Genomic DNA, 16701 nt, shown 5'->3' on the forward strand with positions numbered 1-16701 from the left:
CTCACTCGGGTGTTGCCGGTGCGCGTGCTTCGCCGCTTCCCGGTATCGCTCGGTCGGGCTCGAGCGGTGGGGCGCCGATGGCGCAGTGCACCTTGCACTGTGGGGCTGCTGAGGGTGGGGCGGTGCTTAGGGCGTCGTCGCGGACGGTGAGGAAGGCGAGGACGGCGGCGGCGATCATGAGTGCGGCGCAGGTCAGCAGGGCCATGCGGAAGCCGTGTTCGAATTTCGAGGGGTTGGTGTAGGCATCGCCGGTGAGTCCGGCCAGGGGCGGGATGGCCGCCACCGCAAGCAGTCCCGCCGCGCGGGCGACCGCATTGTTGACTCCGCTGGCGACTCCCGCGTGCCGTTCGTCGGCGGTGGCCAGGACCGTTGCCGTCAGCGGCGCCACCGCCAGGGTCAGGCCGATGCCGAAAACTATGGCGGCGGGCAGGACGACGCCGACATAGGAGGAGTGCGGGCCGATGCGAGTCATGAGCAACATGCCCGCGGCGGCCAGCAGTACGCCCAGGGTGATCGGCTTGCGCGGTCCGATCCGCTGGGCCAGCGCGCCGGAGCGGGCCGAGAAGAAGAGCATCAGCACCGTGCCGGGCAGCATGGCGGTGCCCGCCGCGATCGGACTGAAACCACCGACCACCTGCAGGGTGAGCACCAGGAGGAAGAACACGACGCTCATGGCGCCGTACATGACGAAGGTGACCGCATTGATCGCGGTGAACTGCTTGGAGCCGAACACATCCACCGGCACCATCGGCTGCGGTCCGTCGCCGCGGGCCGAGCGTCGCCGCTCGACCATGACGAATACGACGCCCGCCACCACGCCGACTATCGCGCTGCCCACCACCAGCGCCCGGTTCGAATCCTTTTCCGACATCATGGTCAGCGCATAGGTGATTCCGGCCAGGCACAGCGCCGCCATTGCCGCACCCAGCACATCGAACCTGCCGTGCGCGTTGGCATCCCGGGTCTCGGGCACATGCCGCGCCGTGACCGCGACCACCACCGCCGCCAGCGGGATATTGAGCAGGAACACCCAGCGCCACCCGGCGTACTCGACCAGCCATCCGCCCACGAACGGTCCGATGGCTCCGGCCACGCCGCCCAGACCCGACCACGCACCCACCGCTCGCGCGCGGTCACCGGGGAGGAAGGAGGCCTGGATGATCGCCAGCGATCCGGGTGTCAGCAGCGCACCGCCGACCCCCTGCAGGGCGCGGGCCGCGATGAGCATCGAAATGTCCTGCGCCGCACCGCACAGCGCCGAGGCGATGGCGAACCACACCACCCCGATCAGGAACATCCGCCGCCGCCCGAACCGATCTCCCAGCGCCCCGCCCAGCAGAATCAACCCCGCGAGGGTCAGGGCGTACGCATTGATCGTCCACTGCAACCCGGCCATCGACGATCCGAACTCGTCGGCGATCTTGGGCAGCGCCACATTGACGACGGTCGCATCCAGCATCGCCATCCCGGATCCGAGCACGGTGGCCAGTAGAACCCAACGTCCGGCAGCTGAAGACAGCCTGATGCTCGCGGTCATTGCGCCACCGTAACCCGCCGCAGGGCGGTACGACCGTGGATCGGAATCGGGCGAGCCATGCCGATGCGGAGGGAGTGCGGGCGATCGGACTTACGTCCCGCTGCCGGGCATTGTTCGCGGTGGGCGATGATGCGATGGACCGATAGCGTCACCCGAACTCGCTCAATGGCGGGTCCGACTCGGAAAGTAGGCTGTACCCATGACAGCTTCGACCACCACTGAACTGGACAACGTCCGCGAGGTGGTGCACGCCGCGGCGCGCCGGGCCCGGGTGGCGTCGCGCACGCTCGCCCAGCTCACGACCGCACAGAAGGATGCCGCGCTGCACGCCGCGGCCGATGCGCTGCTCGCCGCCAAGGATCGGCTGCTCGCCGCCAATGGCGAGGACATCGAGATCGCGCGTACCGGTGGCACCGCGGAGGCCCAGCTGGACCGGCTGCGACTGACCGAACCCCGTATCGACGGGATCGCGTCGGGGTTGCGCCAGGTCGCGGGGCTGCCGGATCCGGTGGGCGATGTGGTGCGCGGGTCCACGCTGCCGAACGGCCTGGAGATCCGGCAGGTGCGGGTGCCGCTCGGTGTGGTCGGCATGGTGTACGAGGCGCGCCCCAATGTCACCGTCGACGCCTTCGGGCTGACGCTCAAGTCGGGGAATGCCGCGCTGCTGCGCGGTTCGTCCTCGGCGGTCCGATCCAATGTGGCGCTCGTGACGGTGCTGCGGGAAGCGCTTGCGGCGCAGGGGCTTCCGGAGGATGCCGTACAGCTGCTGCCCGCCGAGGATCGTTCCAGCGTCACGCATCTGATCCAGGCGCGCGGTCTGGTGGATGTGGTCATTCCGCGCGGCGGCGCGGGGCTGATCAATGCCGTGGTGCGCGATGCGCTGGTGCCGACCATCGAGACCGGCACCGGCAACTGCCATATCTACGTGCACCGGGACGCCGATCTGGCGATGGCCGAAGCCATTCTGATCAATGCCAAGACCCGCCGTCCGAGCGTCTGCAATACCGCCGAGACGGTGCTCATCGACGCCGCTGTCGCCGAGACCGCGGTGCCGCGACTGATCAAGGCCCTCGAGGACAAGGGCGTCACCATTCACGGTGACCTGCCCGGCCTGGTGCCCGCCACCGAGACCGACTGGGCCGACGAATACCTGTCCCTGGATATCGCACTCGCGGTCGTCCCCGATCTGGATGCCGCGATCGAGCACATCAACCGGTGGGGCACCGGCCACACCGAAGCCATTGTCACCGGCGATCTGAAGGCCGCCCGCGAATTCACCAACCGGGTGGACGCCGCCGCCGTTATGGTCAACGCCTCCACCGCCTTCACCGACGGCGAACAATTCGGGTTCGGCGCGGAGATCGGCATCTCCACCCAGAAATTGCACGCCCGCGGCCCCATGGGCCTGCCGGAACTGACCTCCACCAAATGGATTGTGTGGGGCGACGGCCACATTCGGGCTGTCTAGAACATTCGAAGAAAGGGCAGCACCCGTGGCTCCTACCGCAGCACCCATTCAGGAGCCGATCTTCTCGTCGGTCGACGATGTGATCGAGCGCCTCGCCGGAACCGGCTACCTGGCCGACAAGGCCACCGCCACTTCGGTTTTCCTCGCCGACCGGCTCGGCAAGCCGCTGCTCATCGAGGGTCCGGCCGGTGTCGGCAAGACCGAACTGTCCAAGGCCGTGGCCGAGGTGGCCGGCGCGGAACTGGTGCGCCTGCAGTGCTACGAGGGTGTGGACGAGGCGCGGGCGCTCTACGAGTGGAACCACGCCAAGCAGATCCTGCGCATTCAGGCCACCTCCGAAAACGACTGGGCGGAAACCAAAGCCGACGTTTTCACCGAGGAGTTCCTGCTCTCGCGGCCGCTGCTGACCGCCATCCGCCGCACCGAGCCGACCGTGCTGCTCATCGACGAAACCGATAAGGCGGACGTCGAGATCGAGGGCCTGCTGCTCGAGGTGTTGAGCGACTTCTCGGTCACCGTGCCGGAACTGGGCACCATCACCGCCACCCGCAAGCCGTTCGTGGTGCTGACCTCCAATGCCACCCGCGAACTGTCGGAGGCGCTCAAGCGTCGCTGCCTCTACCTGCACATCGACTTCCCGGACGAGGATCTCGAGCGCCGCATCCTGGCCAGCCGGGTGCCCGAGCTCAAGCCCGCCATGGCCGCGCAGCTGGTGCGGATCGTGCATGTGCTGCGCGGTATGCAGCTCAAGAAGCTACCGTCGGTCGCCGAATCCATCGACTGGGCAAGGACTCTGCTCGCCCTGGGCGTCAAGGATCTCGACGACAAGACCGTGCGCGCCACGCTCGGAGTGGTGCTCAAGCATCAGGCCGATCACGTGCGCGCCCAGTCCGAGCTGAAGCTGGCCTGAGGCCATGGCCGGCGGTGGATCGAACAAACCCCGGGGGCTCGTGTCCGCGGCCAAGCGCGCCGTGATCGGAGGCGCACCCGGGACCAGACCCGCCGCTGTGCCCGGGCCGGCCGCCGAGTACGGGATCTCCGGGCATCTGGTCGGGTTCGTGGAGGCCTTGCGCGCCCGGGGGATTCCGGTCGGGCCGTCCGAAACCGTGGATGCCGCACAGGTGATGACCGTGCTCGATCTGATGGATCGTGAGGCGCTGCGCGAGGGACTGGCCTGCGCGGTGCTGCGCCGCACCACCCAGCGCGCCACCTACGACGGGCTCTTCGACCTGTGGTTCCCGGCCGCGCTCGGTGAGCGCCTCGGGGCCGAGGAAGTCGAGATCCCGTACAAGCCGGACGGCGCGGTCGACATTATCGAACTGCGGAAGATGCTGGCGGAGTTGCTCGTTCAGAGTCCCTCGCCGGAGCAGGAACGGCAGCTGCAGGCGCTGGCCGCGCAGATGGTCGAGCAGATGGGGCAGTACCAGGGCGCCAGCGGGGAGTCCTTCTCCGCATATCAGGCGCTCAAGGATCTGCAGCCCGAGATTCTCGTGGCCAAGCTGATCGCCGGGCTTTCCGCGGGTATGGATAATTCCGACTTCGATACCGAGGTCGCCCGCCGCACCGCGCGGCAGCGCATCAAATCCTTCCGCGGCACCGTCGAAGCCGAAACCCGCCGCCGGGTCGCCGAACGCATCGGCCGCGAACGGGTCGCCACCTACGGCGTCGCCCGCCAAGCCGAAGACGCCGACTTCCTGCGCATCTCGCAGAACGAACTCGACGATCTGCGCCGCAGCAGTCAGCGCCTGGCCCGAATCCTGGCCTCCCGCCTGGCGTCTCGCCGCCGCCGCTCCCGCCGCGGTGAGATCGATCTGCGCAAGACGCTGCGCAAGTCCATGTCCACCGGTGGCGTCCCCATCAACCTGATCACCCGCAAGCCCCGCCCCGGCCGTCCCGATCTGGTGCTCTTCTGCGATATCTCCGGCTCGGTGGCCGGATTCTCCAGCTTCACCATGGTGCTGGTGAACGCACTGCGCGAACAGTTCTCCCGTGTCCGCATCTTCGCCTTCGTGGATCGCGCCGACGAGGTCACGCACCTGTTCGACCCCACCACCCCGCTCGATCAAATAACGCGCCGCATCTTCACCGAAGCCGACGTCGTAGGCATCGAAGGCCACTCCGACTACGGCTCGGCCCTCGAAGGTTTCGCCGAAAAATTCCCCGACGCCATCACCAGCCGCACCTCCCTGCTCATCCTCGGCGACGCCCGCAACAACTACCGCGACCCCGCCCTGGCCACCCTCGAACAGCTGGTGAGCGTAGCGAAACACGCCTACTGGCTGAACCCGGAAGCCGAGAAAATGTGGGGCACAGGCGATTCCGCCGCCAAGAAATACGCCGAAATAATCGAAATGCACGAATGCCGCTCCGCCCGCCAGCTCACCGCCGTAGTAGGCCGCCTACTCCCCGTCTGAGGAGTAGGCGGGCTACTGCCTCGCCAACCCGAGCGCCCACCGGTCTGGGCTGTGAATCCGCTGGTCACTACCAGCGGGCTTTAAGGAAACCGTAGGTTTCGGGCTCGACAATTAGGGAGTCGTCGAGGTTGTTCGGCGCATTGGTGTTTCGGAGCCGACATGATGCGAGAGTTCATTGCTTATCTGTTGATCGCGCTGGCGTTCGTGGCGCTCATGATGGGTGCGGGGACGTTGGTGGCACGGGCTGACACGCCGTCCGCGGGTGCCGGTGTGGCGGCGCACAGCGTTGTCGTGGCAGGGGTTTCGGGTGCGGCGGCGCCGAAGTGGACTGCCGCCGCGTAACACTGGGATTCGCCCCCGGTAAGCTCGTTTTTTGTGCATACGACAGGGCGCCGCAAGTTGGGGGTGATGGGCGGCACCTTCGACCCCATCCACCATGGACACCTGGTCGCAGCCAGTGAGGTTGCCGATCGGTTCGAGTTGGACGAGGTGCTGTTCGTACCGACGGGCCAGCCGTGGCAGAAGGCTGACCGGTACGTGAGCCCCGCCGAAGACCGCTATCTGATGACGGTCATCGCGACCGCGTCGAATCCGAGCTTCTCCGTCAGTCGCGCCGATATCGAGCGCGGGAAGAAGACCTACACCGTCGATACCCTGCGTGAGCTGCGAGAACTATACGCGGACGCGGATCTCTACTTCATCACCGGTGCCGACGCGCTGGCCAGCATCCTCACCTGGCAGGATTGGGCGGAACTGTTCGAGCTGGCGAAATTCGTGGGAGTGACCCGGCCTGGGTATGAATTGAACATCGACCACCTGGCCGAACACCTCAGCGACTTCCCTGCCGACGCCATCACCATGATCGAGATCCCCGCACTGGCGATCTCCTCCAGTGAATGCCGGCGGCGGGCGAGCGAAGGCCGGCCGGTCTGGTACCTCGTCCCCGACGGGGTCGTGCAATACATATCTAAGCGGCACCTCTACGTGCCGGAAAGCAACGGGAAGGTAGCAGGGTGAGCGCATCCGTCGAAGCGGTGAAGATGGCTACGGTGGCCGCATTGGCGGCCGACGAGAAGCTGGCATCGGACGTAGTGATTCTGGACGTTTCGGAGCAGTTGGTGATCACCGACTGCTTCGTCATCGCGTCCGCGCCGAATGAGCGCCAGGTCAACGCCATCGTCGACAATATCGAGGACCGCCTGCGCGATGCCGGGCACAAGCCGGTGCGCCGCGAGGGCACCCGCGAGGGCCGCTGGGCGCTGCTCGACTACGTCGAGATCGTCATCCACATCCAGCACAATGACGAGCGCGACTTCTACGGCCTCGAGCGTCTGTGGAAGGACTGCCCGCAGGTGCCGGTCGAAGGACTCGACGATCAGCGCGCCAAGGCTCAGACGGCAGAGACCGATGCTTCCGAGGCCGGAGACGCCGAGGCCGGGGAAGAGTAGTGAGCAAGCTTGCCGGCGTCCGCCGGTTGATCCTGTTGCGCCACGGGCAAACCGAATGGAATGCCACCGACCGCATGCAGGGCCAGATCGACACCGAACTCAGTGAAGTCGGCCGGCGCCAGGCCAAGGATTGCGCACCCGAGATGGCATCCAGCGATGTCATCGCCATCATCGCCTCGGATCTGCGGCGCGCGCACGACACCGCGCTCTGCGTCGGCGAACACGCGGGGCTCTCGGTGGTCACCGATGCCCGGCTGCGCGAAACCGACCTCGGCCAGTGGGAGGGTCTGACCCACCACGAGGTCGACGCCATCTCCCCGGGCGCCCGCAAGGAATGGCGGCTCGACGCCACCTTCACCCCGCCCGGCGGCGAATCCAAGCTGCAGGTCGGCGCTCGCGCGCTGCCCCTGGTGCAGGAATTGCTCACCGAGCGCACCGACTGGCCCGGCCGTACCATCATCCTGGTTGCGCACGGCGGGTTGATCGCAGCGCTGACCGCGGCGCTGCTCGAACTCCCGCCGGTGAACTGGCCGGCCCTGGGCGGGCTTGCCAACACCAGCTGGGTACAGCTCACCAGCCACGGTCCGAGCATCGATCGGCCCGGCTGGCGCCTCGATGTGTGGAACGCACTGGCGAAGGTAGCTCCCGATGTCCTCTGACAATCCCGAACGGCACGTCTCCGACGAACTGCTGCGGCAGGCCTCCGAGGTGACGAAGGTCCGGGCGGTACCGGACACCCTGTTCGGCGCTCCCGCCGACAACGCGCCGGTGGCTCCCGCCGCAAGCAGCGAGCCGGTCGAGGCCGAACCGGCCCAGCGGCCGGTGCTGCTGGTCATCGCCGACTCCCTGTCCTACTTCGGGCCCAAGGGCGGACTGGCCGCGGACCATCCCCGCATCTGGCCGAATCTTGTTGCGGCCGAACTGGGCTGGGACGTGGAGCTGGTCGCGCGCATCGGCTGGACCTGCCGGGACGCCTACTGGGCGCTCATCGGCGATCCGCGGGTCTGGGCGACCGTGCCGCGCGCCGGGGCCGTGGTGTTCGCGACGGCCGGTATGGATTCGCTGCCCTCGCCGCTGCCGACCGCGCTGCGCGAGCTGATCCGTTATGTCCGGCCGTCCTCCGTGCGGCGGCAGGTGCGCACCGCCTACAACTGGGTGCAGCCCAAGCTTTCTCCGCTGGGCTGGCCCGTGGCGCTGCCGCCGGCGGTCAGCGTCGACTACCTCGAGCAGTCGCGCAATGCGCTGGCGGGGTTGCGACCAGAGCTGCCGATGATCGCGGTGCTGCCGTCCGTGCACCAGTGTGATGCGTACGCGCGCCACCACAGTGGGCGCGATCCCATGGTGCGGGCCGTGCAGGCCTGGGCCGACGAGAAGTCGATCCCGCTGGTGGATCTCGGTGAAGCCGTGTACGACAACGTCTTCAACGGTGAATCCAACCCGGATGGCATCCACTGGGGCTGGGAGGGCCACAGCGCCGTCGCCCGCGCCATGGTCAAGGTGCTCTCCGAGGTTTCCGCCCGCGAGGTCCGAGCTGTATGAAAGGCGTTGCGCGCGAGGGGTCTGCCGGCCGATGACCGTGGTGGTTGTCACCGACTCGTCGGCCAGTCTGCCCGCCGATCTCGTCGCCGAACTGGGTGTGCTCGCGGTACCGCTGCATGTCCTCGTCGATGACCGGGAAATCCGGGAGGGTATCGACGATTGCGATATCGACTACGGGTCCTCCACTGTCACCACCTCGGGCGCCTCGCCCGGTGATCTGAAGGCCGTGTACGAGCGGGCCTGGGAGCTGAGCGAGGGCGATGGTGTTGTCGCCGTGCATATTTCGCGGCAGCTCTCGGGCACCTGGGAGGCCGGTCGGCAGGCGATTCGCGATATGGACGCGGGGGACCGGGTTCGCCTGGTGGACTCGCTCAGTGCGGGGCTGGGTACCGGGTTGCCGGTGCTGGCCGCCGCACGCCGTGCGCGCGGCGGGGCTGTCCTGGATGTGGTGTACGACGCGGCGGTGGCTGCGGCCGCTCGTGGTCGCGCGTTCATCGTGGTCAATCGGACCGAACAGCTGCGTCGCGGCGGTCGGCTGAGTACCGCCGCGGCCTTCTTCGGGACCGAGCTGGTCACCAAGCCGATTCTGCAGATTGTCGAAGGCCGGCTGGAGTTGCGCGAAAAGGCGCGGACCCGGTCGAAGGCCTTCGCCAAACTCATTGCCGCGGCGGTGGATGCGGCCGGTGACGACGGTGCCGCGGTCGCGGTTCAGCACCTCGGCGCGGAGGAGTCGGCCAACACCATCGCGGCGCAGCTGCGCGACCTCATTCCGGGGATTCGCGAGCTCATCGTCGCGGAATTCGGTCCGACTCTCGGAGTGCATCTCGGCATGGGTGCGGTGGGTGCGCTGGTTGTTCCCGGCGGCTGCGGCTGATCAGCTGACGGTGCAGGTCAGCGCGATCTGCGCGCCCGGGTAGCCCGGGCGGAATCCGGTTGTTCACAACCACTTTCGTTATCCACAGGCTCGGCGAAAGCCCAGGTCGGCGTCGTCGGCTGAACTCGCTCCGGTCATACCGTGGGCCTCATGCCACGAACCGACGAACGTACCGAGGTCCGCCGCCGTCTCGGCGGCCTGTCCGAACCGTCCGGCGCTGCCCCGGAATTCAGCCCGGATTCGGCGCATCCGCCGCGCTGGGATGCGGAATCGCTCGATCCGCCGAGCCCGGCGCCGGTCTCGGCAGGGTGCCGCGCGGACGGGTTCGAGCACGATGCCGCCGACGGCGATCCGGAGCCGCCGCACGAATCATCCACGCCCGCTTGGCTGTCCGAGCCCTGCGGCAGCGTCTCGCTGTGGCACGAGCGATTGGTGCCGGAACGCTTCCGGGGGACCAGATGGGACCCGGGCCCGCGCGGAGTACTGATCCTGGCCGCCGTCGCGGCGCTCGTCGTTGTGCTGACGGCACTGATGTCATTTCAGGAAAGGCCGGTGACACAGGCGGTTCCGCCGATTGCGGTGGCCGGGGAGAGCGCGGGGGCGGAGCCGGAGTCCGGCTCGGGAGAAGGTGCGGCAAATCCGGCGCCGGGGGCCGGGTCGAAAGGTGCTGCGCCCAGTAGTGCTGCGCCCAGTAGTGCTGCGCCCAACGGTGTTGTGCCCAGTGCTGCCGCACCTCGTAGTGCGGTGCCCTACGGTGCTGCACCCGGTAGTGCTGCGCCGGCCGTGCCGCCGAATTCTCCTGGAGCGGTATCGATTCCGGAGGCATCCGCCGGCGACAGGGGACCTGCCGGCACCGTGCCGACCGATATCAACGGACATCCGGCGTCGTCCGGTGAACTTGTCGTCAGCGTCGTGGGCTTGGTCGAACACGGCGGCCTGCGACGTTTCCCCTCCGGAGCTCGTATCGCCGACGCCATTCGCGCGGCCGCCCCGCGCCCCGAAGCCGACCTGTCCGGCCTCAATCTCGCCCAGCACCTCTGCGACGGCGACCAACTCATCATCGGCCGCAACGGCCCCCGCCCAGGCCAGCAGCAGGTCGGCAGCACAGTCGTCAACTCTGCCGGCCCCGCGCCCGCCACCGTGGCAGCCTCGGGCTCACCCCGCCCCTCCGGCCCCGCACCCAAGGTAAACCTCAACACCGCCACCGAAACCCAGCTCGACACCCTCCCCGGCGTAGGCCCCGTCACCGCCCGCGCCATCCTCACCTGGCGCACCACCCACGGCCGCTTCACCTCAGTCGACCAACTCGCCGAAATAGAAGGCATAGGCCCGTCCCGCCTCGCCCGCCTTCGCGCCGCGGTGACCATATGACCGCCCATCGCGCCCGCACACGGAGCCCGTACCTGCGATCGCGCTGCCAGCGGAGACAGCTCTCGCTCGGCCGCAATCGGTTGCTGGTTCGACGATGGACGTCAGTTCGCTGCCGGATCGTCCTCATCCGGAGCGCCTGGTGCCGTGGTGTCGCTGCTCGCCGGCGGCGCAGCAGGTGGTCAGAGTGCACCGGGGAGTACGACCCGGCACCGAGAACGCCGCAGCGGCAGTGGGATCGGAGCGCGTGGGCCGCTTCGTGCTCCTCCTCAGGCTGGGCTGTAGTGGGGGTACCACGATGACGGCGGTTGGCGGCAGACGGCCTGGGGAGAATCGAGGGCCGGGGGAGGTGCCGGGGGAGGATCGAGGTCCGGTGGAATTGCCGGAGGAGTTGGATGCGCGGTTGGTGCCCTCAACGGTGTGTTGTTGGGGGGCAACGATTGTTGCGGTGATTTTGGGGTGGCGGGCGGGGATGGTGTTGGCGGTGGGGTGTGGGGTGGTGGCGGTTGGGTTGTGGGGGTTGGTGATTCGGCGGGCTGCGGGTGGGCGGAGTGCGCGGGGAGTGTGGGTGGTGTTGGCGGCGGTGGTTGTCGGGGCGGGGTTTGCGGCGGCGGGGGGCTGGCAGGAGTACCTGGTGGCGGGGCATCCGCTGCATGAGGTGGCGAATGGGCGGCGGGTGTGGGTGCGGGCGGTGATGTCGGATGATCCGAAGGCGTTGGCGGAGAAGCGGTTCGGTGGGAAGAAGGTGATGGTTCGGGCGGAGTTGGTGGAGTTTCGGGAAGGCGGGGAAGTGGTTCGGGCCGGGGGAGCGGTGGTGGTGATGGCTCCGGAGGCGGGGTGGCGGGGATTGTTGCCGGGGCAGGAGGTGGAATTTCGGGCGAAGGTGAGTCCTCCGTGGCGGTCGGATTTGACGGTGGCGGTATTGCGGGCGGACGGGCCGCCGGTGTCGGTGGGGGAGCCGCCGTGGTGGCAGCGGGTGGCGGGGCGGGTGCGTGGTCACTTCGCCGATGCCGCACAGCGGGCGCTGCCGGATGATGCGGCGGGGCTGCTGCCGGGTCTGGTCATCGGCGATACGTCGCGGCTGACCGAACGGGTGCGGGGGAACTTCGAGGAGACCGATCTGGCGCATCTGACGGCCGTCAGCGGTGCGAATATTACGATTCTGCTTGGGGCGGTGCTGGTTTCGATGCGGGCGCTGACCGTCGATCCGCGGGTGGGCGCGGTGGTGGCGGGGCTCGCGCTGGTGATGTTCGTGATTCTGGCGCGGCCTTCGCCGAGTGTGCTGCGGGCGGCGGTCATGGGTGCGGTGGCGCTGCTCGCCCTGTGTACGGGGCGCCGGAAACAGGCGCTGCCCGCACTGTGCACGGCGATCATCGGATTGCTCGCATGGTCGCCCGCGCTGGCGGTGGATGTCGGGTTCGCACTGTCGGTCCTGGCCACCGCCGGGCTGATTGTGCTCGCCCCTGGATGGTCGGATTGGCTTCGGGCACACGGGTGGTGGCGCATTCCGGCGGACGGGCTCGCCGTCGCGGCGGCGGCATTCGTGGTCACCACACCGGTCGTCATCGCCATGACCGGACACCTCAGCCTGGTCGCCATAGCGGTGAATGTGCTGGTGGAACCGGTCATAGCGCCGATCACCGTGCTTGGCGCGCTGGGCGCGCTACTGGCCTGCCTCTGGACACCGCCGGCCGCCTTCGTCCTGCACTGCACCTCGCCACCACTGTGGTGGCTGCTCACCGTCGCAGATCGGGCGGCCGCACTCGGCGCCTCGGTCGCGCTACCCACCGGAATCCGCTCCGGCCTCATCACCGCGGTGCTGTGCGCCCTCCTGATCACGGCACTACGCCCGCGCTCGCACGGCACGACCATCGAGTCCGGTCCCGCAGTCGAGTCCGGCCCGGCAATCGAGTCCGAATCGGCGGGCCGGGTGTGACGGGTGCGGGAGTTGTCGGGGCGGGCTCGTAGGATCGGGGCGTGAGCCAACGACCCGCACCACTGCATCTTGTGCTCGGCGATGAAGAACTGCTGATCGAGCGGGCGGTATCGGCGATTGCCGCGCAGGCGCGGGCCGCCTCCGAGAATCCGGATTCCATGCCGGTGGACCGGCTGCGGGCCGGTGATGCCAGCACCCCGGAACTCGCTGAACTGCTGAGCCCCTCGCTGTTCGCCGAGGAGCGGGTGATCGTGCTGGAGTCGGCGGCCGAGGCGGGTAAGGATGCGGTAGCGGTGGTCCTGGACGCCGCCGCCTCACCCCCGGAGGGTGCGGTGCTGGTGGTGGTGCACACCGGTGGCGGTCGCGCCAAGGCCATGGTTCCCGCGCTGCAGAAACTGGGCGCGGTCGTGCATCAGGCCGCCAAGCTGACCAAGGCGGGCGAGCGAGTCGAGTTCGTGCGCAATGAATTCCGCGCCGCGAATGTGCGGGTCTCGTCCGATGTGGTCCAGGCGATCATCGAATCGGTCGGCTCCGAACTGCGCGAATTGGCCGCGGCCGCTTCCCAGTTGGCGGCCGACACCGGCGGCAAGATCGATGTGGCCGCCGTGCACCGCTACTACTCCGGCAAGGCCGAGGTCACCGGCTTCGACGTCGCCGACCTCGCGGTCTCCGGCGATCGTCCCGCCGCCATGGAGGCGCTGCGCTGGGCCACCGACCGCGGCGTCCCCGCGGTCCTACTGGCCGACGCCCTCGCCGATTCCGTGCACACCATCGCCCGGGTCGGTTCCGCCGGTCGCGGTGACCCGTTCAAACTCGCGGGCGATCTGGGCATGGCGCCGTGGAAGGTCAAGAAGGCGCAGGCCCAGGCCCGCGGCTGGACCGGCGTGACCATCGGCGCGGCCCTGCAGATCGTCGCGGGCCTGAACGCTGACGTCAAAGGCGGTGCGGCCGACACCAATTACGCCCTCGAACACGCGCTGGCCCGCATTCTCGACCTCCGCGAATCCGCCTAGCTGTCCGGCGACCAGGTGATTTTGCCGCCGGAGAAGTCCTGGGCCTTGCCGCCCTTGTAGTCGTACTCGTCGCCGGTCGGGTAGCCGTAGCGGCCGTTCTCCGCGCCATTGCGCACCCACTCGTCGCGGATGGCGCCCCAGGTGATGTGCGTGCCGGACTTCTGCGAGGAGTAGATGGCGCCGCCCTCGAACATCATGTAGCGGGCATCACCCTTATTGGTGTTGGCCTCATCGGAGATGGGGAAGCCCAGCGGGCTGTTCTCCCAGCCGGCGGCCGCGTACTTGTCGCGAATGGTGCCATTGATCATGTGGGTCCCGGACCCGATCGACCAGTAGATGGACCCGCCCTGGAAATGCTGGAAACGCCCGGGCTTCCCGGTCGCACCCTCATCGACGGTCGGGTACTTCAGCACCCCGGACTCGGAGCCCAGCGCACGCCACTTGTCGCGGATCGCGCCGCCGACGGAATGCGCATCGGTCGCCGGTGTCCAGTAGATCGAGACGCTGTTGGTGAAGTCCTGCTTCTTACCGCCGGCCGCGGCATCGGTCTCCGGACTCGTCGGATCGCCGAACATGCCAGGCCCCCCGGCCTGGTCGTACTCGACCTCGATCGCCCCGCCCACATCGAACGGCCCGATCGGCCGCGCGGCGGCCGTACCGCTCATACCCACGGCGGCAACCCCGAGCCCGGTCGTCAGCGCGACCGCGACCGCTCCGGCGGCCACAGCACCACGGTTCCAAGACGATTTCAAGCGGCGTACCGATGACAAGTGAACTCCCAACGCAGGCGGTATCGAATGCCCCCCGACAGTCGCCGCCATCCTTCCGGGAACTGTCCGGCTCAGCAAGTTCCCAGACCAAATGTCACACATACAACAAAAACCGCCGTGGTCGTCAAAGCCACGGCGGCTGTTCGAAGCATATTTGCCCGATATGTATACCGGGGTTGTCAGCTGACCTTGTAGAAGGAAATCAGCCGAGCTTGTTGACGGCCAGCGACAGCGCCGACTTCTTGTTGGCGGCCTGGTTGGCGTGGATGACGCCCTTCGAGGCAGCCTTGTCGAGGCTCTTGCTCGCGGACTGCAGCAGCTCGATCGCCTTGTCCTTCTCGCCCGCAGCAGCGGCCTCGCGGAACTTGCGGATCGAGGTACGCAGCGCGGACTTGACCGACTGGTTACGCAGACGCGCATCCTCGTTGGTGCGGATCCGCTTCATCTGGGACTTGATGTTGGCCACGCGTGTTTCCTCGTGTTCCTTCGTTTGGTGGTTTATGCGGGAAGCAAAGTCTCCGGGCGCACTACGCAGTCGTAGCGCAGCACCGACGAACGAGGTTACCAGGCAACGACTCGGGCATGAAATCGGCCCCGTTCGCAACGGGGCTGATGCGAGAAATTTACCCCGGTCCAACTGCGTGTTGCTCCTGCGTGATGGACCATTTTGGCATGACCCCCGCTGCAGCCGCACGATCGGCCGCGGCCGCTCACCATTCGAACGGCCGCGTCGAGACCGACGATGCGGCGGTGGGTGTCTTCGCGGGATACCGACCCGGCCGCTACGCCCGGGCTTATGACGAAATGTTCGATCCCACGGGACGGGCGCGCGCTCCCTACAAGGGCATCTATGCCGCGCTGGCCACCATCGACGCATCGGATCTGGCGGCCAGGGCCGAGGCGCTGGCCCGTGCCTTCGTGGACCAGGGCATCACCTTCTCGCTGTCCGGTCAGGAGCGGCCGTTCCCGCTCGATCTGGTGCCCCGAGTAATAGCCGCCACCGAGTGGACCAAACTCGAGCGCGGCATCAAACAGCGCGTGCGGGCGCTCGAGGCCTTCCTGGCCGATGTGTACGGCGAGCAGACCATCCTGCGCGATCAGGTCATCCCCAAACGGCTCGTCACCTCGTGCGCGCATTTCCACCGCGAGGCCACCGGCCTGGTGCCGCCCAACGGTGTGCGCATTCATGTCGCCGGCATCGATGTGATCCGCGACGAACACGGCGATTTCCGTGTGCTGGAAGACAATCTGCGCTCGCCGTCCGGGGTGTCGTATGTGATGGAGAATCGCCGCACCATGGCGCGCGTGTTCCCCGATCTGTTCGCCTCCCATCGGGTGCGGGCCGTCGGCGACTATCCCAGCCAGCTGCTGCGCGCCCTGCGCGCGGCCGCCGCGCCCAATGAAGCCGATCCGACCGTGGTGGTGCTCACCCCCGGCGTCTACAACTCCGCCTATTTCGAACATTCGCTGCTGGCCCGCCAGATGGGTGTCGAATTGGTCGAGGGCCGAGACCTGTTCTGCCGCGACAGCACCGTCTATATGCGCACTACCGCGGGGGAGCGGCAGGTCGATGTCATCTACCGCCGCATCGACGACACCTTCCTCGATCCCATGCAGTTCCGGCCGGATTCGATGCTGGGCGTCGCGGGTGTGCTGAATGCGGCGCGTGCGGGCACGGTGGTGCTGGCCAATGCGGTCGGCAACGGTGTCGGCGACGACAAACTCGTCTACACCTATGTGCCCGCGTTCATCGAGTACTACCTGGGCGAGAAACCGATTCTGCCCAATGTGGATTCGTATCGCTGCTGGGAGCCGGACGAGCGCGACGAGGTGCTCGACCGGGTCGCCGAACTGGTGGTGAAACCGGTGGAGGGTTCCGGCGGCTACGGCATTGTCATCGGCCCCGACGCCAGCCAGAAGGAATTGGATGCCGTGCGCCGAAAAGTGCGCGCCGATCCGCGCGGTTGGATCGCCCAGCCGGTAGTCCAATTGTCCACGGTGCCAAGCAAAATCGGTGGCCGACTAGCGCCGAGGCATGTGGATCTGCGCCCCTTCGCGGTCAATGACGGCGACGATATCTGGGTACTGCCGGGCGGTTTGACCCGTGTGGCACTGCCCGACGGTTCCCTGGTGGTGAATTCCAGCCAGGGCGGCGGCAGTAAGGACACCTGGGTCCTGGCCCCGAGAACCTCTGTGGAAGAACGCGAACTGGCAGGCACGCAGCTGGTGAGCGAACAGCACATCTCGCGTGATCGTGAGCAGTCGCGAGAACCCTCGCCCACTCGGGCAAGTCAACAACAGCAATAGCAACGGCGCTGCTGGGCAGGTGAAGTA

The 16701-nt window shown here is 67.7% G+C and carries 16 protein-coding genes; 13 read left to right on the forward strand and 3 right to left on the reverse strand.

Annotation, left to right across the window (positions count from 1 at the left end; genetic code table 11):
* Nucleotide 1 precedes the first annotated feature (1 nt).
* Nucleotides 2–1537, reverse strand: coding sequence for an MFS transporter (locus OG326_RS11085; protein WP_327144542.1), 1536 nt, complete (start codon nt 1535–1537; stop codon nt 2–4).
* A 199-nt stretch (nt 1538–1736) separates the two neighbouring features.
* On the opposite strand from OG326_RS11085, the gene OG326_RS11090 reads away from it, so the two are divergent.
* The 12 genes from OG326_RS11090 (at nt 1737) to holA (ending at nt 13597) form a co-directional block, all read left to right on the forward strand.
* The gene (locus tag OG326_RS11090) at nt 1737–3005 is read left to right on the forward strand and encodes a glutamate-5-semialdehyde dehydrogenase (RefSeq protein WP_327144543.1); all 1269 of its coding nucleotides are present in this window, start codon (nt 1737–1739) and stop codon (nt 3003–3005) included.
* A 25-nt stretch (nt 3006–3030) separates the two neighbouring features.
* A complete protein-coding gene (locus OG326_RS11095; RefSeq protein ID WP_297627443.1) occupies nt 3031–3915 on the forward strand; it encodes an AAA family ATPase in 885 nt (294 codons plus the stop codon).
* 61 nt (nt 3916–3976) lie between these two features.
* Complete coding sequence (locus tag OG326_RS11100) at nt 3977–5419, forward strand: vWA domain-containing protein (RefSeq protein WP_442791022.1); 1443 nt, start codon at nt 3977–3979, stop codon at nt 5417–5419.
* Nucleotides 5420–5581: 162 nt separating this feature from the next.
* Entirely contained in the window at nt 5582–5761 is a 180-nt protein-coding gene (locus tag OG326_RS11105; RefSeq protein WP_327144545.1) for a hypothetical protein, read from the forward strand.
* A 33-nt stretch (nt 5762–5794) separates the two neighbouring features.
* The gene (nadD, locus tag OG326_RS11110) at nt 5795–6436 is read left to right on the forward strand and encodes a nicotinate-nucleotide adenylyltransferase (RefSeq protein ID WP_355123434.1); all 642 of its coding nucleotides are present in this window, start codon (nt 5795–5797) and stop codon (nt 6434–6436) included.
* The gene (gene rsfS, locus OG326_RS11115; protein ID WP_327144546.1) at nt 6433–6867 is read left to right on the forward strand and encodes a ribosome silencing factor; all 435 of its coding nucleotides are present in this window, start codon (nt 6433–6435) and stop codon (nt 6865–6867) included. Before nadD ends, rsfS begins: the two co-directional genes overlap by 4 nt.
* Nucleotides 6867–7526: a histidine phosphatase family protein gene (locus OG326_RS11120; protein WP_327144547.1), complete on the forward strand. Its 660-nt coding sequence runs from the start codon at nt 6867–6869 to the stop codon at nt 7524–7526. Before rsfS ends, OG326_RS11120 begins: the two co-directional genes overlap by 1 nt.
* The gene (gene octT, locus OG326_RS11125; RefSeq protein ID WP_327144548.1) at nt 7516–8406 is read left to right on the forward strand and encodes a diglucosylglycerate octanoyltransferase; all 891 of its coding nucleotides are present in this window, start codon (nt 7516–7518) and stop codon (nt 8404–8406) included. The genes OG326_RS11120 and octT overlap by 11 nt, the downstream gene beginning before the upstream one ends.
* Before the next feature lie 31 nt (nt 8407–8437).
* Nucleotides 8438–9280, forward strand: coding sequence for a DegV family protein (locus OG326_RS11130; protein ID WP_327144549.1), 843 nt, complete (start codon nt 8438–8440; stop codon nt 9278–9280).
* Nucleotides 9281–9430: 150 nt separating this feature from the next.
* A complete protein-coding gene (locus OG326_RS11135) occupies nt 9431–10651 on the forward strand; it encodes a ComEA family DNA-binding protein (RefSeq protein WP_327144550.1) in 1221 nt (406 codons plus the stop codon).
* 565 nt (nt 10652–11216) lie between these two features.
* Entirely contained in the window at nt 11217–12584 is a 1368-nt protein-coding gene (locus OG326_RS11140; protein WP_327144551.1) for a ComEC/Rec2 family competence protein, read from the forward strand.
* Nucleotides 12585–12625: 41 nt separating this feature from the next.
* Nucleotides 12626–13597 carry a DNA polymerase III subunit delta gene (gene holA, locus OG326_RS11145; RefSeq protein WP_327144552.1) on the forward strand — a complete coding sequence of 324 codons (972 nt, stop codon included), beginning with the start codon at nt 12626–12628 and terminating at the stop codon, nt 13595–13597.
* Here holA and OG326_RS11150 read toward each other — a convergent pair.
* Nucleotides 13594–14322, reverse strand: a complete 729-nt coding sequence (locus OG326_RS11150) for an LGFP repeat-containing protein (protein ID WP_327144553.1) — start codon at nt 14320–14322, stop codon at nt 13594–13596. The genes holA and OG326_RS11150 overlap by 4 nt on opposite strands.
* A gap of 247 nt (nt 14323–14569) precedes the next feature.
* Nucleotides 14570–14833, reverse strand: a complete 264-nt coding sequence (gene rpsT, locus OG326_RS11155) for a 30S ribosomal protein S20 (RefSeq protein ID WP_327144554.1) — start codon at nt 14831–14833, stop codon at nt 14570–14572.
* 206 nt (nt 14834–15039) lie between these two features.
* Between rpsT and OG326_RS11160 the strand changes: the two genes are divergently transcribed.
* Entirely contained in the window at nt 15040–16674 is a 1635-nt protein-coding gene (locus OG326_RS11160) for a circularly permuted type 2 ATP-grasp protein (RefSeq protein WP_442790942.1), read from the forward strand.
* The last annotated feature ends 27 nt before the right edge of the window (nt 16675–16701 follow it).

It is taken from the genome of Nocardia sp. NBC_01327 (assembly GCF_035958815.1).
GTDB lineage: Bacteria > Actinomycetota > Actinomycetes > Mycobacteriales > Mycobacteriaceae > Nocardia.